Source organism: Hymenobacter lapidiphilus, assembly GCF_013377885.1.
Lineage (GTDB): Bacteria > Bacteroidota > Bacteroidia > Cytophagales > Hymenobacteraceae > Hymenobacter > Hymenobacter lapidiphilus.
The window spans coordinates 41,718-61,666 of record NZ_JABKAU010000010.1; the positions used below are offsets into that span (position 1 = coordinate 41,718).

The 19,949-nt window shown below is 59.8% G+C and carries 20 protein-coding genes and 1 pseudogene; 12 read left to right on the plus strand and 9 right to left on the minus strand.

Going from position 1 to position 19,949, the window contains the following annotated elements:
• Window positions 1–57: 57 nt before the first annotated feature.
• The 3 genes from HW554_RS07235 to HW554_RS07245 all read left to right on the plus strand — a co-directional run bounded on the left by HW554_RS07235 (window position 58) and on the right by HW554_RS07245 (window position 2,289).
• A complete protein-coding gene (locus HW554_RS07235; protein WP_246285142.1) occupies window positions 58–1,293 on the plus strand; it encodes an acyl-CoA dehydrogenase family protein in 1,236 nt (411 codons plus the stop codon).
• A gap of 405 nt (window positions 1,294–1,698) precedes the next feature.
• Window positions 1,699–1,920, plus strand: coding sequence for a hypothetical protein (locus tag HW554_RS07240; RefSeq protein WP_176907916.1), 222 nt, complete (start codon window positions 1,699–1,701; stop codon window positions 1,918–1,920).
• Between the two features lie 9 nt (window positions 1,921–1,929).
• Window positions 1,930–2,289, plus strand: coding sequence for a type II toxin-antitoxin system RelE/ParE family toxin (locus HW554_RS07245; protein WP_176907917.1), 360 nt, complete (start codon window positions 1,930–1,932; stop codon window positions 2,287–2,289).
• A gap of 88 nt (window positions 2,290–2,377) precedes the next feature.
• On the opposite strand, the gene HW554_RS07250 is transcribed toward HW554_RS07245, so the two are convergent.
• Window positions 2,378–2,839 carry a DUF4268 domain-containing protein gene (locus tag HW554_RS07250; RefSeq protein ID WP_176907918.1) on the minus strand — a complete coding sequence of 154 codons (462 nt, stop codon included), beginning with the start codon at window positions 2,837–2,839 and terminating at the stop codon, window positions 2,378–2,380.
• A gap of 139 nt (window positions 2,840–2,978) precedes the next feature.
• Here HW554_RS07250 and HW554_RS07255 point away from each other — a divergent pair, with 139 nt between their 5' ends.
• Window positions 2,979–3,317 carry an HIRAN domain-containing protein gene (locus HW554_RS07255; RefSeq protein ID WP_176907919.1) on the plus strand — a complete coding sequence of 113 codons (339 nt, stop codon included), beginning with the start codon at window positions 2,979–2,981 and terminating at the stop codon, window positions 3,315–3,317.
• 375 nt (window positions 3,318–3,692) lie between these two features.
• Here HW554_RS07255 and HW554_RS07260 read toward each other — a convergent pair whose 3' ends face one another.
• Complete coding sequence (locus HW554_RS07260; RefSeq protein ID WP_176907920.1) at window positions 3,693–4,661, minus strand: hypothetical protein; 969 nt, start codon at window positions 4,659–4,661, stop codon at window positions 3,693–3,695.
• 366 nt (window positions 4,662–5,027) lie between these two features.
• On the opposite strand from HW554_RS07260, the gene ruvB reads away from it, so the two are divergent.
• From ruvB to HW554_RS07290, 6 genes and pseudogenes are all read left to right on the plus strand, one after another.
• A complete protein-coding gene (ruvB, locus tag HW554_RS07265) occupies window positions 5,028–6,074 on the plus strand; it encodes a Holliday junction branch migration DNA helicase RuvB (protein ID WP_176907921.1) in 1,047 nt (348 codons plus the stop codon).
• 108 nt (window positions 6,075–6,182) lie between these two features.
• A pseudogene (locus tag HW554_RS20945) lies at window positions 6,183–6,356 on the plus strand (arsenic resistance protein); the annotation flags it as partial.
• Window positions 6,357–6,715: 359 nt separating this feature from the next.
• Window positions 6,716–7,129: a hypothetical protein gene (locus HW554_RS07275; RefSeq protein WP_176907922.1), complete on the plus strand. Its 414-nt coding sequence runs from the start codon at window positions 6,716–6,718 to the stop codon at window positions 7,127–7,129.
• Between the two features lie 177 nt (window positions 7,130–7,306).
• A complete protein-coding gene (locus HW554_RS07280; protein ID WP_176907923.1) occupies window positions 7,307–7,705 on the plus strand; it encodes a hypothetical protein in 399 nt (132 codons plus the stop codon).
• 40 nt (window positions 7,706–7,745) lie between these two features.
• Entirely contained in the window at window positions 7,746–9,053 is a 1,308-nt protein-coding gene (locus HW554_RS07285; protein ID WP_176907924.1) for a PAS domain-containing protein, read from the plus strand.
• A 42-nt stretch (window positions 9,054–9,095) separates the two neighbouring features.
• The gene (locus HW554_RS07290; RefSeq protein WP_176907925.1) at window positions 9,096–9,440 is read left to right on the plus strand and encodes a hypothetical protein; all 345 of its coding nucleotides are present in this window, start codon (window positions 9,096–9,098) and stop codon (window positions 9,438–9,440) included.
• Between the two features lie 46 nt (window positions 9,441–9,486).
• Here HW554_RS07290 and HW554_RS07295 read toward each other — a convergent pair whose 3' ends face one another.
• Both HW554_RS07295 and nagB read right to left on the minus strand, forming a co-directional pair.
• Window positions 9,487–10,047 (minus strand): GAF domain-containing protein, encoded by a 561-nt coding sequence (locus tag HW554_RS07295; RefSeq protein ID WP_176907926.1) that lies wholly within the window; start codon window positions 10,045–10,047, stop codon window positions 9,487–9,489.
• A 154-nt stretch (window positions 10,048–10,201) separates the two neighbouring features.
• Window positions 10,202–12,145, minus strand: coding sequence for a glucosamine-6-phosphate deaminase (nagB, locus tag HW554_RS07300; RefSeq protein WP_176907927.1), 1,944 nt, complete (start codon window positions 12,143–12,145; stop codon window positions 10,202–10,204).
• Window positions 12,146–12,971: 826 nt separating this feature from the next.
• Between nagB and HW554_RS07305 the strand changes: the two genes are divergently transcribed.
• Window positions 12,972–13,760 (plus strand): MBL fold metallo-hydrolase, encoded by a 789-nt coding sequence (locus tag HW554_RS07305; protein WP_176907928.1) that lies wholly within the window; start codon window positions 12,972–12,974, stop codon window positions 13,758–13,760.
• 91 nt (window positions 13,761–13,851) lie between these two features.
• Here HW554_RS07305 and HW554_RS20600 read toward each other — a convergent pair whose 3' ends face one another.
• Together HW554_RS20600 and HW554_RS07315 are read right to left on the minus strand one after the other, a co-directional pair.
• Window positions 13,852–14,181, minus strand: coding sequence for a CsbD family protein (locus HW554_RS20600; RefSeq protein WP_246285143.1), 330 nt, complete (start codon window positions 14,179–14,181; stop codon window positions 13,852–13,854).
• 149 nt (window positions 14,182–14,330) lie between these two features.
• Complete coding sequence (locus tag HW554_RS07315) at window positions 14,331–16,403, minus strand: HelD family protein (RefSeq protein WP_218134632.1); 2,073 nt, start codon at window positions 16,401–16,403, stop codon at window positions 14,331–14,333.
• Between the two features lie 122 nt (window positions 16,404–16,525).
• Between HW554_RS07315 and queG the strand changes: the two genes are divergently transcribed.
• Window positions 16,526–17,488 carry a tRNA epoxyqueuosine(34) reductase QueG gene (gene queG, locus HW554_RS07320; protein WP_176907929.1) on the plus strand — a complete coding sequence of 321 codons (963 nt, stop codon included), beginning with the start codon at window positions 16,526–16,528 and terminating at the stop codon, window positions 17,486–17,488.
• 119 nt (window positions 17,489–17,607) lie between these two features.
• Here the strand turns inward: queG and HW554_RS20605 are convergent, their stop codons facing one another.
• The 3 genes from HW554_RS20605 to HW554_RS07330 form a co-directional block, all read right to left on the minus strand.
• Window positions 17,608–17,802, minus strand: a complete 195-nt coding sequence (locus HW554_RS20605; protein ID WP_246285144.1) for a hypothetical protein — start codon at window positions 17,800–17,802, stop codon at window positions 17,608–17,610.
• 298 nt (window positions 17,803–18,100) lie between these two features.
• Window positions 18,101–19,030, minus strand: coding sequence for a ferritin-like domain-containing protein (locus HW554_RS07325; RefSeq protein ID WP_176907930.1), 930 nt, complete (start codon window positions 19,028–19,030; stop codon window positions 18,101–18,103).
• A gap of 19 nt (window positions 19,031–19,049) precedes the next feature.
• Entirely contained in the window at window positions 19,050–19,778 is a 729-nt protein-coding gene (locus HW554_RS07330) for a ferritin-like domain-containing protein (RefSeq protein WP_176907931.1), read from the minus strand.
• Window positions 19,779–19,949 lie beyond the last annotated feature (171 nt).

Genomic DNA, 19,949 nt, shown 5'->3' on the forward strand with positions numbered 1-19,949 from the left:
GCCGGCGCCGTCTTAAATCTTTATCTTTGAGCCACCCAACCCAATTTACCCTCTGCCATGTCTTCCGAAGCTGACGTTCTCTCGCCCCAGGCAAAAGCCCACACTGCCCAGCGCGGCTCTACCAACGCCGCCGGTTTCACCGATTATTTCGACCTCGACGGCCTGCTGACTGAGGAGCACAAGCTCATTCGGCAGAGCATCCGCGACTTCGTAAAAAAGGAAATTAGCCCCAACATCGAGCAATGGGCCCAGCAGGCACACTTCCCGAGCGAAATCGTGCGCAAGTTTGGTGATGTCGGCGCGTTCGGCCCCACCATCCCGACCGAGTACGGCGGCGGCGGCCTCGATTACATCAGCTACGGCCTGATTATGCAGGAAATTGAGCGCGGCGACTCCGGTATGCGTTCCACGGCCTCGGTGCAGGGCTCACTAGTAATGTTCCCGATTTACGCCTACGGCTCGGAGGAGCAGCGCAAGAAATTCCTGCCCAAGCTGGCCAGCGGCGAGTGGCTCGGCTGTTTCGGCCTCACCGAGCCTGACCACGGCTCGAACCCCGGCGGCATGACCACGAACATCAAGGACATGGGCGACTATTACTTGCTGAACGGTGCCAAGCTCTGGATTTCCAACTCGCCCGAGTGTCAGGTGGCCGTGGTGTGGGCCAAAAACGAGGAAGGCCGCATCAAAGGCCTTATCGTGGAGCGCGGCATGGAAGGCTTCACGACCCCCGAAATCCACAACAAATGGAGCCTGCGCGCCAGCACCACCGGCGAGCTGGTGTTCGACAACGTGAAGGTGCCCAAGGAAAACCTGCTGCCCGGCATCGACGGACTCAAAGGTCCCCTCAGCTGCCTCGACTCCGCCCGCTTCGGCATTGCCTGGGGCGCTATCGGCGTGGCCATTGATTGTTACGAGTCGGCGCTGAAGTACAGCTTGGAGCGTGAGCAGTTCGGTAAGCCGATTGCCGGCTTTCAACTCCAGCAGAAGAAGCTGGCCGAAATGATTACCGAAATTACCAAGGCCCAGCTGCTGGTGTGGCGTTTGGGCGTGCTCAAAAACGAAGGCAAAGCCACCAGCGCCCAGATTTCGATGGCTAAGCGCAACTCGGTCGAAATTGCCCTGCACATTGCCCGCGAAGCCCGCCAGATTCACGGCGGCATGGGCATTACCGGCGAGTATCCCATCATGCGCCACATGATGAACCTCGAATCGGTGCTCACCTACGAAGGCACCCACGACATCCACCTGCTCATCACCGGCGCCGATATCACCGGTATCCAGGCGTTCAAGTAAGCGCAGAATTATAGCATCTCAAACAGCCGTCTTATCGTTCTTGGTTTATGGTTGTGTTGCCTTTTATTGTTATGCTGCTTTGCTATCCTTTGGGCTGGCGAGGTACCATAATCTGGATAGGTATGTGGGTGTCTTTATTTACTGTTGCTGAGGCTCTTAATGCAAATTCCCTGCTTAATGGTGGAGTTCCAATATGCATTGTTGCTTGGATTGTACTTTTATTCGCCCCGAAGCACTATCGTAACTGGTTGCCCAGGTCAAGTGAGGCCAAATGAGACTATTAAGGCACGGAGCGGATAGTGTCTTGTGATTTCAGCTGGTACTACAGTGTTTTTCTTTCCACTATGAAGGCGGATAGTAAGGGCATTCAGGCGTTCAAATAAACCCTCTTACCCCTCCTCGACTATGGCGGCGCAAGCACTGCATTACCTGACCGACGAAACCGGCAAGCGCGAAGCTGTCGTGATTCCGATTGCGCGGTGGAAGGAGCTGGAAGCGTATTACGCCCAGCTTCGTCGCCGCGACGAGGTGCTGGAGGGTATGCGCAGTGCGCTGCTAGAAACTCGCGCTATCGAAGCCGGAAAGCAGCCGGGCGAGGATTTGCACGATTTTTTGGATTCGCTTTAACCGCCCGCAGTGCCTGTTCGCGTCATTGCCACGGCTAACTTCAAGCGCGAAGCCAAGCCTTTAGTAAAGCGGTACCGCTCGTTGAAATCTGAACTGGCAGTTCTTGGAACTGCTCTACTGGTGCAGCCCGCTTTAGGGGAGCCGTTGGGGCAGGACTGCTATAAAATAAGGGTGGCTATTGCCAGCAAAGGCCAAGGCAAAAGCGGCGGGGCGCGGGTTATCACCTACCGGCGGGTATTGGATGCGCAAACCGGGACCGAGTGGGTTTTTCTACTCTCAATCTACGATAAGTCAGAGGTTGCGTCAATTGGGCGAGAGGAAATTCGGCAGTTATTGAAAGCGGTGCCGGATGATTTCCCGGATGAGTGATATAGTGGCGTCTTGCACAGTTTAAAAACGGCCGTTCTGGAAACAGAGTGGCCGTTTTTGTCTCCAGTCGAGGTATCGACCCGTCGCCCTACCGCAACTCGTCGAAAGCGTACTGCCCCGTGCTCCAAAACTCGTCCAACGCCACTAGCCGGGGCTTAAAGAAGGGGATGAGCCGGGGCCAGTCGTCGCGGGAGAACAGGTTGGCGGGGCGCAGTTCGTGGCAGATGCGGGCCAGCGGCTGGCCGCTTTCGTTGACGGCGGCCGGCTCCCAGGTCCAGGTTTCGCCGGTGATTTCTTCCAGCATCGGCCGCAACTCCCGGAACTGCTCGAAGAACAGCTCGCGCAGGCATTCGTCGGGGTGCGTTATTTCGATGCTGATAGTAGCGTGGCGGTTGTCGGCGTGCAGGCGGAAATACACGTGCTTGAGGCCGGTTTTGTAGTTCATCCAGTTCACTGGCCCGCCGTCGGCCGACGGTACGGGCTGCATGTACTGGCCCAGCGTGGTCCAGAAGGCCTGGCGGAGCTGGGTGGCTTCGGTCTTGCTATACATAGGCGGCAAAGGTAGCGGGCGGGCAAATGAGGCCAGCCGAACCCGGGCAAATGCGGCCCGCACTGCCAGGTTGCCCAACCCGCAGCTGCGTAAACCCGTTTTGCTGCGTAGTTTAGAGCCTCACTACGCCTCTCTCCCCATGTCCGATTCTGCCCCCGCCAACGCCCTGGTACTGCTCGAATGCCTTGTGGCCGGTACCACCCACCGCCCCGGCCTGCGCGAGTTCGAACCCGCGCTACAGCCCGGCCAGGCCCTGGCCCTCACCCGCGAGGCCGACAGCTCCTACGACGACTGGGCTGTGCGCGTGCTCACCAGTGGTTCCGGCGAGGCGTTCTGGCTTGGCTACCTGCCCGAAGGCCGCAACGAAACCGTTGCCCGCCTGCTCGACGCCGGCTACCCGCTCTCGGCCCGCCTCACCCACAAAGCCTGGGAAGATGAGTGGCTGCATCTGGAAATTGAAGTGCTGCTGGCCCAGTAGAACGAATCAGCAGGAACTGAAGCTGTTTAGAAAGTCAAAAGGACGTCATGCTTCATCTGGCGTCCGCGCAGCCGAAGCACCTCTACCGTTTCGTTACAGTCATTCAGCGAAGCGGTAGAGATGCTTCGGCTGCGCGGACGCCAGATGAAGCATGACGTTCTAATTGATTCCGGGTACTTCCTAAACAGCTTCACTGTTATAGAACGGTCGTTCTGAGCGAAGGCGCAGCCGTAGTTGAAGAATCCCCACCGCCAAAGTATTTCCCAACGACAGGATTACTATGGCGGTAGAGATTCTTCGACTGCGACTGCGCCTTCGCTCAGAATGACTGTTCTATAATAGTTCTTCTATTGCTCGCCGTCCACAGTTCACCGCCTACAGTTCATCGGCCAGGGCCAGCACTTGCTGCCGGGCCAACGCTATGTCGGGGTGGTTGGGGAAGTGCTGCTGCACCCATTGCGTGAAGCCGCTCACGATGCTGCCTACTGCCTCGCGGTTGCTGGCCGGCGCTGGCTCGCTGGCCCGGCGCTCCTCCTCCGATAAGGTCGGGAAGGAGTCCTCCAGTCCGATGTGGCTCATCAAATCCGACACGAACACCATGCCGCATACCTGCAGGGCTTGGTAGAGCTGCACCACTTCGGGCATACTGAGCGGCAGTGGCGCGTGGGCCTGCGCGTGGCCGAGCCGGGCAATAAGCGGCTCCAGGGTGGCGGGCTGCAGGTGGGGCAGCGCCCGCACGGCCTGCGCGAACGGATGGTCGGTGTCCTGCGGCAGGCTGACGGCCAGCAGCAGCGCCAAACGCATAATGTGCAGCTGCGGCGGCAACGGCCGCAACTCGGCCACGGGGCGGGCGGCCATTTGCGCGGCCAAAAACTCTGCAAAAGCCTCCTCGACTGCCAGCCGATGCAGGCCCAGCGAAGCCGCGCCTGCCGGGGCCGCTACATGCTCTTCCAGCTGCCCCAGAAAGGCCCCGCTCAGCTGCTGGCAGTAGGCGAGCAGCTGCCCCAGCTGTTCCTCGGTAATGCTCATCGCCTGCCGCACGTAAGCCAGTACCGGCGCGGCTAAGCTGGTTTCCAGCGTCAGGCCCCCTAGCAGCAGCAGGTGGTATACGGCCAGCGGCTCCTGCCGCAAAGCCGCCAGCAGCTGCGCGTGGCTACCGATGCCGTTGAGCCGCTGCACGGTAGCTGCATCGAGGCCGCTAAGCTGGTGGATACGGTCGGTGGCGGGCGTGGCGGGCCGGCTCAGCAGTTCCAGCGCGGCCATGCCGTGCAGGTTCAGGGTGTGGGTGAGCTGGGCGTAGAAATCGGCTGGCAGAGTATCGAGCCAGGAATTGGAAGCGGGCATATGCGAGGCAGCGGGTTAAGGCTGCAAGGTACAGCCTTGGCCTGCTGATTGGAAGTAACAACGCCCATACAGCAAGCCTGCAGTCTTTAAACAGAAAAACTTCTTAAAAAGTCGTTAACGCTAATGAGCCCGTCATGCTGGGCCTGTCGAAGCATCTCTGCCGCTTCGTTGCAACCGTTGCCACAAAGTGGGAGAGATGCTTCGGCAGGCTCAGCATGACGTTTCTTTAACTTTTCAGACAGCTCCATAAGTGCAATTGCTAATCATGTTAGCCGTATTCAAGGTGCCAACTATTTTTTGCTAAAAAAGGCACCAAGGCCGGCGGCAAAGTGTTACCTTTCGACACGCTGAATTATTGCCAGACTTATGCGCGAACCGCTCCTGACGGGTGACACCGAACACTACGACGCCACCGATAAAGACATTGACAAGGCCCTGCGGCCGCTTTCCTTCGACGACTTCGCCGGCCAGGATAAGGTGGTGGAAAACCTGAAGGTATTCGTGGCCGCCGCCAAACGCCGCGGCGACGCCCTCGACCATGTGCTGCTGCACGGCCCTCCCGGACTGGGCAAAACCACGCTCTCGCACATCATCGCCAACGAGCTCGAATCGGGTATCAAAATGACCTCGGGCCCGGTGCTCGACAAGCCTTCCGACCTGGCCGGCCTGCTCACCAACCTGGAGCCGCACGATGTACTCTTCATCGACGAAATTCACCGCCTCAACCCGGTAGTGGAGGAGTACCTGTACTCGGCCATGGAGGACTACCGCATCGACATCATGCTCGATTCGGGTCCCAATGCCCGCTCAGTGCAGATTTCCCTGTCGCCGTTCACCCTCATCGGGGCCACTACGCGCTCGGGTATGCTCACGGCGCCGTTGCGAGCCCGTTTCGGCATCAGCTCCCGCCTGGAGTACTACGATGCCAAGCTGCTGACCAGCATCGTGGGCCGCTCGGCCGAAATCCTGGCCACGCCCATTCACGACGAGGCGGCTTACGAAATTGCCCGCCGCTCGCGTGGCACCCCGCGCATCGCCAACAACCTGCTGCGCCGCACCCGCGACTTTGCCCAGATCAAAGGTACCGGCACCATCACGCAGGATATTGCCCAGTTCGCCCTCAATGCCCTCGACGTAGACGCCCGCGGCCTCGATGACATGGATAAGCGCATTCTGACTACCATCATCGACAAGTTTAAGGGTGGTCCGGTAGGCATTAGCACCATTGCCACGGCCTGTGGCGAAGAAGGCGAAACTATTGAGGAGGTGTACGAGCCCTTCCTGATTCAGGAAGGCTACATCAAGCGTACCAGCCGCGGCCGCGAGGCTACCGAGGCAGCTTACCAGCACCTGGGCCGGCCTATGCCGCAGCACCTGCGCGGCAACTCCTCCACCGGCGAGCTGTTCAGTTAGGCTGCATAGCCAACCACAAACGGCCCGGCCCCTGCTACCATTTGGCTGGCAGGGGCCGGGCCGTTTGTGGTTGGCTAAGGCGCTGAAACAACAGGGTTCAGATACTGCTTTGCAGCCGGCAAATGGTTGGGAGCCAGCTACGCCTCGAATACCAGTAGTGCCTTCACGGCCACCGGCAACAATACCGGCAACAATTTCGAGCTGGCCATTGCCGTCGCCATTGGTGTGTTTGGCTTCAACTCGGGTCAGGCTTTTGCCGGCGTTATCGGGCCACTTATTTAAGTGCCTACCCTCATTGTCTTGGTGAATGTTGCGCGCTGGCTACGCCGCCGCTGGTACGTCGGCTTGCCCATAAAGACAGGTGCCTGATTTCTGCTCGCTGATTGATCAACTCGCACTATTAGAGGTTTTTAGAAGGCTTCGGATGTAGCTTTTCGGGCGTTTACTGTTGCGTTCAGGCAGGAAATGATCTGAAAAGCCGGCGAAACGGTTCAGCCGCGCGTTCAGCCGGAATACCTAAATTGCCTTTTCAATGACGGGTGCATATGGTGCCGGTGCCCCCCTGATGCCGGGGGCCCGCACTTGTAGTTGCACTCCATTACCTGGTGCCTTTAGCCTTTTGCTCTAACTACCCGTTGCTCATGCCTGCTGCCTCCCGGCTTTACTTCAACAACCCTGTGGGGAGGGTGATGGAACACCCCGAGGGGTACGCCCATATTATCTACGAACCCGGCCTTCGCCGGCTCGATTATCTGCAGTCCTTTCTTACCCATACCGGCAAGCTCCTGGAATTGCGGGGCTGGAACAGGCTGCTGGGCGACCAGCGGCTGATGACGGCCTTTACACCCGAGGAAAGCGAATGGATTGTTAATTACTGGCTTACGGCCGAGCAGCGGGGCGTTGCCCGCATTTATGGCGCTGTATTGCTGCCCAAAGACGATATTGCCCGTCTTCCTACCAGCCAGCTGATGACTGATGCCCACGTGGCCGCGCTTACCTACCGCATGTTCGATTCGGAGGAGGCAGCGCAGCAGTGGCTGCGGCAAGTGTCATAAGCGCCCGGCGGCCGCGGTAGCCGGGGCGTTCAAACGAGCCTATCACATGGCGAAATAGCACAGAGAAGGTTGTATACCGCCTTTTGTATTCATCGTGCATTAGGGCGCCCGTTTTCCAGGCCTGCCCTAACCCAACGTGGCTGCGACCGTACACCTGCCACCACCTCTTAGTTTGCAATGGCCAACCGCATCCTTTACGACTCGCCTGTCCTGACCATTTCCATCAATTACATTGATGACTGGCTGTACCTCGACTGGCACGGCCGGCTCAATGATGACGACATTATGCCCGGGGCGCTCAAGCTGCTGGAGCTGTTGCAGCAGGAGCGCTGCGCTAAAATACTTAACGACAATACCCACGTGTCGGGCTTGTGGGCCGATGCGGCCAAATGGGGCAGCGACGTGCTTTTTCCGCAGCTCCATGCTGCCGGCTGTCGTTACTTTTCGTGGGTACACTCGCCCGAGCGCTACAGCCAGCTTTCGGCCGAACTGGCCATGCAGCAAACTTCCTCCGGTATTACGTTCATGTCCTTCCACGACCTGCCCACGGCCGCTGCGTGGCTCCGTCGTATGTAAGTAAAGGCTCATCGCCTGCTCTTTTTCTAGTTCTCGCGCCATGACTCTCCCTCTTCCTGCCCCCGGCACGTTCTATTCTTTGTGGCAGCTGCCCGAGCATTATATGCTGGTGGCACCCGACCATACCATTCTGGACGCCACCGACCTGTACCTGACGACCACGCTGCTGGAACGCGCCGACATTGTGGGCCGCGATGTATTCGATGTTTTCCCCCGCGAAGAGCAAAGCGAGTGGCAGGTGCTTTTCAATTCGCTTGAGTACGTGCGCCAGCACGCCACGGCCCACACCATGCCCCGCATCCGCTACGACCTGCAGCGCCCCGCCGCACAGGGTGGCGGCCTGGAGGAGCGGTACTGGCAGACGACCAACTACCCCCAGTTCGACGACCAAGGCCAGCTCCAGACTATTCTGCTCAAAACAGAAGATGTAACCGCGCAGCATCGCGCCGAGCAGCAGGCCCAGGCCATCGAGCGCGAACTGCTCGAAAGCCAGGAGCGGACCCACTTTATCCTCGAGTCGCTACCCGTTATGGTCTGGACTACCCAGCCCGACGGGGCGGCCGATTACTTCAACCAGCGCTGGCTCAATTTTACGGGCAAGCCGATGGAGGCCGAAACCAATTCTGGCTGGCTTGATGGGGTACACCCCGACGACCGGGCCGGTGCGGCTGCCGCCTGGCGCGGGGCCTACGAGTCGGGGGAGGCTTACCAGACCGAATACCGCCTGCGCTGTGCCGACGGCGACTACCGCTGGGTACTGGCCCGTGGCATCCCGCGCCGCACTGCCGAGGGTGTTGTAACCATGTGGGTAGGTTGCAGCGTCGATATTCAGGATCAGAAACTGATGGTACTGGAGCTGCTGCAAGCCAGCGAAGAGCAGGCAGCGCTTTCCGATCAGGCGTACCAGGCCTACCAGCTCGCACAGTCGCAGCGCGAAACGTTTTACGCCCTGTTTCAGCAGGCACCCGCCCTCATCGGTATTGCCCGCGGGCCGCAGCACATATTCGAGTTCGCCAACCCGCCCTACTACGAGCTATTTGCCACCGACGACATCATTGGCCGGTCGGTGCTGGAAGTAGTGCCCGAGGCTGCCGAACAGGGCTACATCGCGCTGCTCGATAATGTGTACCAGACGGGGGAGCCTTTCTCTGGCAAGCAGATGCCGTTGCAGCTCCACCGGCGTGCCACGGGCCAGATCGAGGAACGGTATTTCGACTTCTCGTATCAGGCGCTGCGTGAAAAAGGACAAATTGTGGGGGTGATCAGCTTTGCCTTCGATGTAACTGAACTTGTGGAGGCCCGCCATAAGCTAGAAGGCCTGTTGCCACAACCCCCGGCTGCCTCCTAGGTAAGCGAGTGTGCTCCCCAGGTTTTGCTCACTTCCTCACCCATGGATCTTACTACTCTTGATATTCAGCAAGCCCGCATTAAACAGATTCTGTTTAAGTCGCAGCTGCGCTCGGTACTCTACGGGGTGCGCGAGGCCGATGAGAACCTGTTCTCGCTGCAAAACAATGCATTGGGCCTGTGGCTGAGCACTGAGGTAAAGCCCCGCTACCCCAACCGGCCCGAAGTGCGCGAAGCCGAGCGCCTGCTCCAGCAGCTGCTGAATACGGGCCGCGAGCTGGCGACGCAATACCGCCAGGGTCACATCGACGAAGCTCGCCGGGGCCTGACGCGCATTGAGCAGGTTGGCGAAGAGCTGGTTGCCGTGTTGCAACGGCTCAGCACGTAACCTCCAAAGCTGGTAGCCTAAACCCGAACCGAGAGACAGACAGCGGTCAGGCTTTGCTGCCTAGCTGTTGCCGGAGTTCGTTGAGCTGCCGCTCGTTTTCCTGGGCGGCCTGCCGGGCAGCCAGTCGCAGTTCAAGCTCATCCATAGCAATGGCCGCCATATCCTGCAGAACCAGCTTCTGGTTTTCGTTCAGGTAGCGTTGCTTCTGGTCGATGAGGCAGAAGGTGCCCAGGCGGTAGCCGTCGTGGGTTTGTAGCGGGGCGGCGGCGTAAAACCGAAGGCCAAATTCGCCCGCCACAAGTGGGTTAGCAAGGGTGCGCGGGTCGTTGCGGGCATCTTCCACAATGTACACTTCATCGGAGAGGATGGCCGAGTCGCATAGGCCGCCGCCCCGGTCAATCTGCTCGGCATCCAGGCCGTGGCGCGACTTAAACCATATCCGGTCTTCATCAACCAGACTGATAATGGCAATGGGCATATTGAATACCCTGGCGGCGAGGCCTGCCAGCCGGTTCATGCTGCCATCCCGCGGCGTGTCGAGGATATCGTAGCGCTTCAATGCTTGCAGGCGGGCTGCTTCAAGGGTAATTTCAGATTGAATTAACATAGCAGGAGGGATTGACATAACGGAAGTAATTTGCCAATAATACGGGTAATTTCCTGGGCCAGAGGCTGCCGGGCTAGCTCTTGCAAACTGGACTGGCCCGGCAGCCTGGAGCGGTAAACGGGAACAAGTAGGAGCGGTATGCCTTCTGCAGGGGCTAGAAGTGCCAGCGCACGAAGGCCTCCATGGCCTCGTAGTTGGCCATGCCCAGGCGGTGGTATTGCTCGGCCGTTTCGTGGTTGCGGTGCTCGGCACGCACCCAGAACTCGCGCGCGTCGTCGCCCGGAAACACGGGCGTATCCTTCTGGCTCTGGTGCTTGAAGATGGCGTTGCGCTTGCGCGTAACCTCGTGGGGCGAGAGGGGCACGGCCATTTCAATTTCGTGCACCGGAAACTCGTGCCAGGCTCCGCGGTACATCCACACCCAGCAGTCCGCTACCCAGCTTTCGGTGGCCTTCAGGCGGCGCAGGGCTTCGGCCACGATGTTGAAGCATACAATGTGCGTACCGTTGGGGTCGGCAAAGTCGCCGGCCAGAAACACCTGGTGCGGTTGTATGCGCTGCAGCAGCTGCATGGTTAGCTCAATATCGTCGTCGGTTACCGGGTTCTTCACCGTTTTGCCCGACTCATAGAAGGGCAGGGCCTGAAAGTGGATGTTACTGTCGGGCAGGCCGGCGTAGCGGGCCCCGGCAATGGCCTCGCTCTTGCGGATGTAGCTTTTCACGTTGCGGATTTCCTGGGTATCTACCTGGTTAGGCTGTTTCTGGCCGATAAACGCCCGCATGGCTTCGTACACGTTCAGCAGCTCGCTACTGTCGCGGCCCAGGCTTTTTTCCAGGTCGATGGCAAACTCCATGTAGCGCAGCACGTCATCGTCCCAGACGGCCGTGTTGCCCGAAGTCTGGTAGGCTACATGCACCTCGTGGCCCTGGTCAATCAGACGAATAAAAGTGCCGCCCATCGAAATCACGTCATCGTCGGGGTGGGGCGAGAAGATGAGGCTGCGCTTCTTTTCGGGCAGGGCCCGCTCGGGGCGCTGCGAGTCGTCGGCCCCGGGCTTGCCGCCGGGCCAGCCCGTGATGGTGTGCTGGAGGTGGTTGAAAATGGCAATATTGATGTCGTAGGCCGCGCCGCGCTCCGTGACCAGCTCGGCCATGCCGTTGTTGTTGTAGTCCTCTTCGGTGAGCTTGAGAATGGGCTTGCCCAGCGTGTTGGAAAGCCAGATGACGGCCTTCCTGATCAGCAGTTCGCTCCACACGCAGTCCTTCACCAGCCAGGGCGTATCGAAGCGCGTCAGCTCGGCAGCGGCGGCGGCATCGAGCACAAATTCTACGTTGGGGGCCAACTGCAGGTAAGTAGCCGGCACCTCGCCCGATACCTCGCCCTCCACCGCCTTCTTCACAATAGAAGCCTTCTTGCCGCTCCAGGCCAGCAGCACCAGCTCGCGGGCCTTGAAAATGGTGCCGATGCCCATGGTAATGGCCTTGCGGGGCACGCTCTCCTTGCCCCCGAAGTCGCGCGAGGCGTCGCGGCGGGTGAGGTCGTCGAGCGTCACCAGGCGGGTGCCCGAGTTGGGTGCCGAGCCCGGCTCGTTGAAGCCTACGTGGCCCGTGCGGCCGATGCCCAGCAGCTGCAGATCGAGCCCGCCGGCCTGCTCAATCTGCTGCTCGTAGCGCAGGCAGTAGTCGGCCACGTCTTCGGGGGCCAGCGTACCATCGGGAATATGAATGTTTCCCGGCTCGATGTCGATGTGGTCGAACAGGTGTTCGTGCATGAACGTCACGTAGCTCTGGGGCGCCGTGGGCAGCATGGGGTAGTACTCGTCGAGGTTGAAGGTGACAACGTTGGCGAAGCTCAATCCTTCCTGCTGGTGCAGGCGCACCAGCTCGGCGTACACGGCTACCGGCGTGGCCCCGGTAGCCAGGCCCAGCACGGCCTGCTCGCCAAGCTGCTGCTTGCCCCGGATGAGGTTGGCAATGCGCGCCGCCACCTGCACCGAAGCCAGCTGCGGGCTGGGGAAAACCGTGACGGGCTGCTTCTCGAAGCGCGTTTCTTCCAGCAGATTGAGCCGGGTTGTAACGGGGACAGGGGTATTGACCATCGGGCCGGGAATAAGGAGTGAAGAAGGAAGAGCGGGTATGCGGGGCGCGCCACAGTAGCAGCCGGTGCCCAAAGGCAGATGCGTCGGAACTATGTGGAACCGGTATACAGCCGCCTCCCCCTAAGCCGGAGGCAGTAAATTCCTGAAAGCATCCGGGCATAATAGTGTCGGCAACTTATCCTGGTACTGCACCGTCTTAAGCCGGCCAGTTGGCCGTGGCTGGCGGCTTGGCACCGCGCCGTTTTGTTGAGGCACTCCAGGAATGGCTGTTCTGTAACCAGCAACGGACTCATGGCAGGGGCTCCAAATGAATCGATTAAATAACCCGAGTTGCGAAGCCAGGCCCCGCACTGCGGTCCGGCAAACCACGTCGCAACATGGGTTAAATAAAGCAAAAGCATTCTGGTAAGCGAAACAACCTGGCCAAAATCCGCCGGAAGTCGGGAGGGGTAGGCCCGCTTAACCAAATCGGTTGGCTGCCTCGGCTTGAAGTAGCCGCCTGCGCCCGGCTCACTCCGGCAAGGGGGAAAGCGGCAAGTGGTAGGCATGGCCGGAAACCAGCGCCGGCTTTTTCGGCTCAGGCGGTGCAAAGCCAGCAGAGGCAGCATAAGCGGGGCTTTGACTTGCTGCCGATACCCCCCCCCCCGCTTTTAAGCCGACTGGCAATGTCGGTCAGGGCAAGACAGAGCAAGCTGAGTGGCCAGCCCGCTAAAACTTGTGCGGGGCAACAGAGTTATAGGGCACGGTTTTCGGGGGGAGCAGCGGCAACAAGGCACTGCCCCCGAACGCCATTCTGCTCACTCATCAGCATCAAACAGAAAATTCGATGAAATCTACCTTCCTGCTCACAGCCGCGCTGGCTGTTTTCGCGGTTCAGGCGCAGGCCCAGATGGCTGCCCCCGCCGCCGCGCCCCTGGCGGCCGCCGACCAGATTGCCACCAAAAAAGGCCCCATAACGGTGCAGCCCATCACGCACGGCAGCGTGGTATTCACCTGGAACGGTAAAACCATTTACGTGGACCCCTACGGCGGAGCCGAAGCCTATGCCGGGCTGGCTGCGCCCGATGTTATCCTGATTACCGACATCCACGGCGACCATCTCGACCCCAAAACGCTGGCGGGCCTTTCGGTGGGTAAAGCCCTGATGATCGTGCCCAAAGCGGTGGCCGAAAAGCTGCCCGCCGAGTACCAGGCGCAGGTACGCATTCTTAACAACGGCCAGCGCCTCGATACGTTGGATATGTCGGTTTCGGCCGTGGCCATGTACAATCTGCCCGAAGCCGCCGATTCGCGGCACACCAAGGGCCGGGGTAATGGTTACGTGCTGAACCTGGGCGGCAAGAACGTGTACCTGTCGGGCGACACCGAGGACATTGCCGAAATGCGCGCCCTCAAGAAAATAGACGTGGCTTTCGTGTGCATGAACCTGCCCTACACCATGGACGTGGACCAGGCCGCTCAGGGCGTGCTGGCCTTCAAGCCGGGCATCGTGTACCCCTACCACTACCGGGGCCAGGATGGCCTGAGTGATGTGGACAGCTTCAAGAAAACCGTGAACACCGCCAACAAGAAAATCGACGTGCGGCTGCGTAACTGGTACCCGGCGGCTAAGTAGGCCTGCCTGCTACCCGCCACCCAAAACGGGCCCGCCACCTGGTTGCTACAACCAGGGGCGGGCCCGTTTTGGGTGGGTAGAGGCAGTAAGGCTACAACGCGTTCAGTAGCTTGATGACCTTGCGCTTGCCCTTGCCAAGCTTGGCCTGCAAACGGCTCACCAGCTCGTGGCCCTTGCCCTCCACATAGGCCAGGTCCTCGTCGGTGAGTTGGGTGTAGGTTTGCTGCAGCTTGGCTTTGAGCTGGTTCCAGTCGCCCTGCAGGCGCAGGCGCTGTTCGGTGCGGTAATGGCGGAACTGCTGGCGGCGCTCTGTGCTTCTTTTCGAGTAAAGCAGCACCCCCACGGCTGCCCCCACGCCGGCCCCGGCCAGGGAGGTGAGCAGCACTTTCATCGTGCGGATTTTGGTCGTATTTCGGGTCATCTGGAAAGGGATTGAAAGGTAAAAATAAAGCCGTCTGCCAGCCGGTTCGGGCACCGGGCGTCTGGCGTCCGACAAAGGTTGCCCCCTAAGCGCTTGGCCGCCTTGATTTGCGTCCGCTGAGCGAATGATTTTGGTCAAGATAGGGCAAATCAGGCCAGAAATCCGGTTGGCTGGCCCGTGTGCGTGAGCGTAAGCTGGTGCATGGCGCGGGTGCAGGCCACGTAAAGCATGCTCCTATCTACTTCCGTTTGGTAAGTGCGGGCCGATGCAAAGGGCACAACAACTTCATCAAACTCCAGCCCTTTGGCCAGGTGAGCGGTAGTGATGATGACGCCCTCTTTGAAAGACGAGGACTCGTCGGTGAGCAGGTGAACATCCGGGGCTGGCAGCGCCTCATGCACCTGCTCGGCCTGGTGCTGGGTTTTGCAGATGATGCCCAGCGACTGATTACCGGACTTGCGGAACGCCTCCAGCAGCCGCTTAAGCGTATCCAGCTCCTCGGCAGGGCTGCCGCAGCCCACCACGGCCGGGGCCGGCCCGTGCCTTTCCAGCGGAATAATGTGGGGGTTGGGCGTGATGCGCTGCGCGAAGGCCGTAATTTCCATCGTCGAGCGGTAGCTGCGGTAGAGCCGCACTACATCGGCCTGCGGGAAAACCCGCTCAATCGTTTCGGCCGAGGAGGCGCTGTACGGGTTCACCGTCTGGCTTACATCGCCCAGAATGGTTTTGCGGCAGGTAAACAGGCGCGACAGCACGGCGTACTGCACGGGCGTGTAGTCCTGCATTTCGTCTATCAGCAGGTGCTTTACGTGGGCGTAGGTGCTAACGCCCTCCAGCCGGATGCGCAGGTAAATCAGGGCAAACACGTCGGCGTACTCCAGCTTCAGGTTATGCCCGAGCTTCAGCAGCGTGGGCTGGCCGGCCCAGCGGTAGAAGTCGCGGTAGATGTCGAGCACGTTTTGAAACCGGAACATGCGGTTCATAGCCTCGCCAATCGTGCCCTTCTCGCGGCCGCTGAGCTTGCGGCCGGCGGCGTGGCGCACGTAATCGCGCACATCCTGGGCCACCAGCGCGAAGCGTTTCAGCAGCGGCACGCGGTGGTAGCCTCGGAACTTCTGCTCGATAAGGGCCTTCGGGACCAGTGTGCTGCCCACCCGCAGGTCCTGAAACGTGAGGTAGCTGTTTTCAATGTGCAGCAGGTACTGGTTGAGCTGGCTCAGAAAATCGAACGACGACTTGAACCGGATGCGCTCAATGAAGGCCGCGTCGTGGTGCTCCAGCAAGGCCGATACCTGCTCAAAAAAGGTTTGGAACGGCTGCCGGTTTTCGAGCAGGTCGGCCGCCAGCTCCTCCATCACCATCTCCGGAATGTACTCCTCGCCCAGCTCGGGCAGCACGTTGGAAATGTAGTCGGCAAATACTTTGTTGGGCGAGATGATGAGAATGTCGCCGGCGGCAATAGTTTCGCGGTAGCGGTACAGCAGAAAGGCAATGCGGTGCAGGGCAATAGACGTTTTGCCCGAGCCGGCCACGCCCTGAATCACCATCACCGAGGCACTCTCGTTGCGGATAACCGCGTTCTGGTCGCGCTGAATGGTGGCAACAATGTTCTTGAGCTTGTCGTCCGACGACTTGGCCAGCTCGCGCTGCAGTACATCGTCCTGAATGTTCACGTCGCTGTCGAGCAGAAACTCCATTCGGCCGTCGCGGATGCGGTATTGGCGCTTAAGCCCGATGGTGCCGCGCACCGGGCCTGCTGGCGTGGTGTAGGAGGCCGGGCCCGACTCGAAATCGTAGAACATCGACGAAATGGGGGCCCGCCAGTCGTAAATCAGGTTGGCGCGCTGCAGCTCGTCGAAGAATGAGTAGATGCCGATGTACACCGGCGCGGCTTCGCGGCCGGTAGCGGCAAAATCGAGCCGGCCGAAGTAGGGCGACTGGCCCAGCTTGAGCAGCTTGCGCTTGCGGCCAACGGCCGCTTCGCCCGTAAACGCCATGCGGTTGATGGACTGGCCGGCCGCCACCATATCGGCCTCATCCATGCCCGACTGGTGCTCGTGGATATACTCTTTTTTCTCCCGCAGCTCCTCTGAAAACTGCTTTACCGAGCCGTCTACCCGCCGGATGGCCAGCGTCAGCTGCTCCTTTATCTGCTCCAGGTATTCCTTCTCCTCCTGTTGGGTTGCGTTTATCACGGCCGACTCCTGAAAATTGAACCCCAAAGGTCGGGGCAAATTCCGGGGTATGGAAGCGGCACGGCATTGCGGGCCCCGGCACTCCGCGCCGCTGGCTGGCCTGCCGTTTCGGCATAACGTATTTTTGCACGTCCTTTCTGCCTGATCTTATGCTGCCAACGGCCCACTATACTGCTTTCATCAAACGCCGGGCGGCGGAGCTGGGCTTCATGTACTGCGGCATTTCGGAAGCCGGATTTCTGGAGGAAGAGGCCCCACGCCTCGAAAACTGGCTGAACCAGAATATGCACGGCCAGATGGCCTACATGGCCAATCACTTCGACAAGCGCCTCGATCCGCGCCTGCTGGTGGAGGGTGCCAAATCGGTTATTTCGTTGCTGCTCAACTACTACCCGCCCGAGGAAACCCAGCAGCCCGACGATACCCTCAAAATCAGCAAGTATGCCTACGGCCGCGACTATCATTTCGTCATCAAAGACAAGCTGAAAGAGCTGCTCCACGATATGCAGCAGGAGATAGGGGAGGTGGGTGGCCGCTGCTTCGTCGATTCGGCCCCGGTGATGGATAAGGTCTGGGCTAAAAAGAGCGGCTTAGGCTGGGTGGGCAAAAACTCCAACCTGATTACGCCCGGCGTGGGCTCGTTCTACTTCATTGCCGAGCTGATTGTGGACGTGAAACTCGACTACGACGGCCCCATCAAAGACTACTGCGGCACCTGCACCAAGTGCGTGGATGCCTGCCCTACCCAGGCCATTACCGAGCCCTACGTGGTGGACGGGAGCAAGTGCATCAGCTACTTCACCATCGAACTCAAAGACCAGATTCCGCGGGAAGTGGAAGGCAAGTTCGGCAACTGGGTATTCGGCTGCGACATCTGCCAGGATGTGTGCCCCTGGAACCGCTTCGCCAAGCCCCACCACGAGCCGCAATTCAACCCGCACCCGGCCCTGAAAGACCTGACCCGCGGCGACTGGCAGGAAATCACTCACGAGTTGTTCTCGGAGCTGTTCCGGCAGTCGGCCGTGAAGCGCACCGGCTACGCGGGCCTACAGCGCAACATTCGCTTCGTAACCGACGACGTGCCCGGGGCCACTGATGCGGCCGCTGATTAGCTGATTAAGCTTAAAAACGCAAGGGCCGGGCAGCGCTACCAGTAGGTGCGGTGCCCGGCCCTTGCGGTGCCCGGCCCTTGCGGTGCCGGCTGCGTGGGTTGCAACAGGAGAGGTGGGGCTTACCCCAAAGCAGGCTGACCGAAAACTCGGTTCAGAAGGCGATGATAAATTCTGGAAAATTGCTGGTAACACCAGGCTTTAAGTTCCTGCAAATCGGCGGGTACCAGATTCCGCAGGGCCTTGCGTAACTCCTTTTCAAACAGAATTTTGTCGAAGCTGACTTTCAGCAGAATGGTTTTAGCATACTCCAACATGATGGTAAATAATTTTAGGTGGGAAAGGTGGGAGGGTGGGTAAGAACGATGAATTAAAAGGTGGAAGGATGATTTTAAACAGCCAAACTGCCCCTTGTACGGGTGCTACAGAAAAAGGCCGCGCGCTACCCGCAGCCGGGTAGCCTCTTTCTTGAAAGATACAAAATATTATCGGACAGATACAGCTGCCAGACTAGTGGCTATAGCGGCCGGCGGGCCAAAAAAAGCAAGAGGAACGTAGTTTGCCACGCTCCTCCTGTAAAAAACCAGTGTTGCCAACCCGCTAGAAAGCCCGTATTTAATACGTAAATAGGGCCGCTACATTGGTAGCGACAATGGCGTCGGCTGGTTCGTCGAAGGCCTCGGCCACCTTGCGCAGAATGGCTTCTGCACTTAGTGGTGGCGTTGCCACGTTAATGGGCAGGGTCGAATCGAAGGGTACCGAAACTAGTGCGCCTCCCTGGCCATTGGCGCCGCTGGCGTTGTAGGTCTGGATGAAACCCGATTCGCCTTCGTACACCTTGGCAATGGCCGGGCTGGTGGCGGCCACCGGCGCGTCGTCGGGGCTAACCCAGCTTTTTACCGCAACCCCGCGCTGCCGGCGCATAGTGCGCAGGTGCGAGGCATGGCGGGCTTCGGCCGAGTGGCTGCGCAGCAGTGTTTCGGTGAGGTAGGCATCGGCGCGCACAAAGTCAACCTGACTCTTGTAAACACGCACCGCCACGTCTTTCACTACCTGCGCCACCAGCAGGTAAGTGGCGGGGTTGGTCTGGATGTCGGGGTAAAGGGCAGTTTGGGTACCGTTGCGGCTGCCCGTAAAATCGTAGCGCGGCGTGGCCGGCAGCGTAGCACCACCGTCAGTAATCAGCTGCGAGAAAACAGTAACGCGCTGCGCCTCCTGCTGCTGAATAACCTGAATACCGGCTTTTTCGGTGGCCGTGAGGGGCAGGGCCGGGTAACCGGCCACGAGGCCCAGGGCACGCGAGTGTAACTCGTTGCCCAGAGCTGCCAACTGGCGAACCAGCAGCAGTACATCGAGGCGGGTGCGGGTGTCGAGGGTGCCGGCGGTGGCTGGCTGGCTGAGGGCGCTTAGCAGCAGGCCCGGCAGCAGGGCCGTACCAGCTTGGCCCAGCCGGCCCAGGGCGGCGCGGCGTGGGGCCGCCAGTTGGGGGGCGGCAGTAGTCGAATCGAGGTCGGCCAACCGGGCCAGCAGGTTCAGAAAATCCATGAGAAAGAAAAAGCGGAGCTTAAAGCGTCATCAGGTTGTCGGCCACCAGTACTACAGGTACCAGCGGGGCGAGCAGCTTGGCCACTTCGGCGGGCGTTTTTATGGTGTCGAGTCCGGCCTGGTTGCCGGTAGGCGTTATCACATCGGGCCCGGCAAAGGAGTTGGGCTCGGCCTGGTCGCGTACAAAAGCTGCGTGGCGCGCCTTTACGGAGGTGATTTTGAGCAGCAGACGCAGGTAGCTACTGTTTGCCAGGCGCCGGCCCAGGCCGTTGTAGGCGCCCACCGCCAAGTCTTCGAGGGTGCGGGCAGCCTCATACGCACCCTTGCGCGTGGTGAGGGTATAGGTCGTGAAGTTGAATTCCAGCGCCGTCGTCAGGCCGTTATCGTAGACTGACGTACCGAGCACCGACTTGTAGAACTCGCGGTAAATAACCTCGTGGTCGCGCATATCCACGAAAGCAGCCGTATCGGCGGCCGTAAAATCGGACGGGGGCGCTGTAACGACCTTTTGGTAAAGCGACGCCTGTATCTGGGCAACCAGATAGGTCAGGTTGAGAATGCCCGTGTCGTTGGCCGCAAAGACCAGTGTGCCGGTACCGCCATCCGGCCCTGGCGTTGGGTCGTCGTCGTCGTTGCCGCAGCCGGCCAGTACCAGCGCCGAGGAAGCAGCCGTAGCACCGGCTACCCGTAGAAAAGTGCGCCGGCGCAGGGCCCGGCCCGAAAAAGAAGTGTCTGCCAAATCAGCCATACGCGAAAATAAATCCGACAAGCAACAACCCAACGCAGGTTGCCAAGTCCCGGAAGGTAAAGGTACTTCATTGAACCCGGATGCTCTACCGCCACGATACCGATACCGGCCGGAAGGTTGTCAGGCCAGCGCAGCGGGCAGCGGGCCTGGCACCTGCACCGCGCCGTTTAG

Excerpts from the sequence above, each read along its gene's own strand:
- HW554_RS07235 (WP_246285142.1), top strand. The coding sequence starts at position 58 with ATGTCTTCCGAAGCTGACGTTCTCTCGCCCCAGGCAAAAGCCCACACT.
- HW554_RS07240 (WP_176907916.1), top strand. The coding sequence starts at position 1,699 with ATGGCGGCGCAAGCACTGCATTACCTGACCGACGAAACCGGCAAGCGC.
- HW554_RS07250 (WP_176907918.1), bottom strand. The coding sequence starts at position 2,839 with ATGTATAGCAAGACCGAAGCCACCCAGCTCCGCCAGGCCTTCTGGACC.
- HW554_RS07255 (WP_176907919.1), top strand. The coding sequence starts at position 2,979 with ATGTCCGATTCTGCCCCCGCCAACGCCCTGGTACTGCTCGAATGCCTT.
- HW554_RS07260 (WP_176907920.1), bottom strand. The coding sequence starts at position 4,661 with ATGCCCGCTTCCAATTCCTGGCTCGATACTCTGCCAGCCGATTTCTAC.
- ruvB (WP_176907921.1), top strand. The coding sequence starts at position 5,028 with ATGCGCGAACCGCTCCTGACGGGTGACACCGAACACTACGACGCCACC.
- HW554_RS07275 (WP_176907922.1), top strand. The coding sequence starts at position 6,716 with ATGCCTGCTGCCTCCCGGCTTTACTTCAACAACCCTGTGGGGAGGGTG.
- HW554_RS07280 (WP_176907923.1), top strand. The coding sequence starts at position 7,307 with ATGGCCAACCGCATCCTTTACGACTCGCCTGTCCTGACCATTTCCATC.
- HW554_RS07285 (WP_176907924.1), top strand. The coding sequence starts at position 7,746 with ATGACTCTCCCTCTTCCTGCCCCCGGCACGTTCTATTCTTTGTGGCAG.
- HW554_RS07290 (WP_176907925.1), top strand. The coding sequence starts at position 9,096 with ATGGATCTTACTACTCTTGATATTCAGCAAGCCCGCATTAAACAGATT.
- HW554_RS07295 (WP_176907926.1), bottom strand. The coding sequence starts at position 10,047 with ATGTTAATTCAATCTGAAATTACCCTTGAAGCAGCCCGCCTGCAAGCA.
- nagB (WP_176907927.1), bottom strand. The coding sequence starts at position 12,145 with ATGGTCAATACCCCTGTCCCCGTTACAACCCGGCTCAATCTGCTGGAA.
- HW554_RS07305 (WP_176907928.1), top strand. The coding sequence starts at position 12,972 with ATGAAATCTACCTTCCTGCTCACAGCCGCGCTGGCTGTTTTCGCGGTT.
- HW554_RS20600 (WP_246285143.1), bottom strand. The coding sequence starts at position 14,181 with ATGACCCGAAATACGACCAAAATCCGCACGATGAAAGTGCTGCTCACC.
- queG (WP_176907929.1), top strand. The coding sequence starts at position 16,526 with ATGCTGCCAACGGCCCACTATACTGCTTTCATCAAACGCCGGGCGGCG.
- HW554_RS20605 (WP_246285144.1), bottom strand. The coding sequence starts at position 17,802 with ATGTTGGAGTATGCTAAAACCATTCTGCTGAAAGTCAGCTTCGACAAA.
- HW554_RS07325 (WP_176907930.1), bottom strand. The coding sequence starts at position 19,030 with ATGGATTTTCTGAACCTGCTGGCCCGGTTGGCCGACCTCGATTCGACT.
- HW554_RS07330 (WP_176907931.1), bottom strand. The coding sequence starts at position 19,778 with ATGGCTGATTTGGCAGACACTTCTTTTTCGGGCCGGGCCCTGCGCCGG.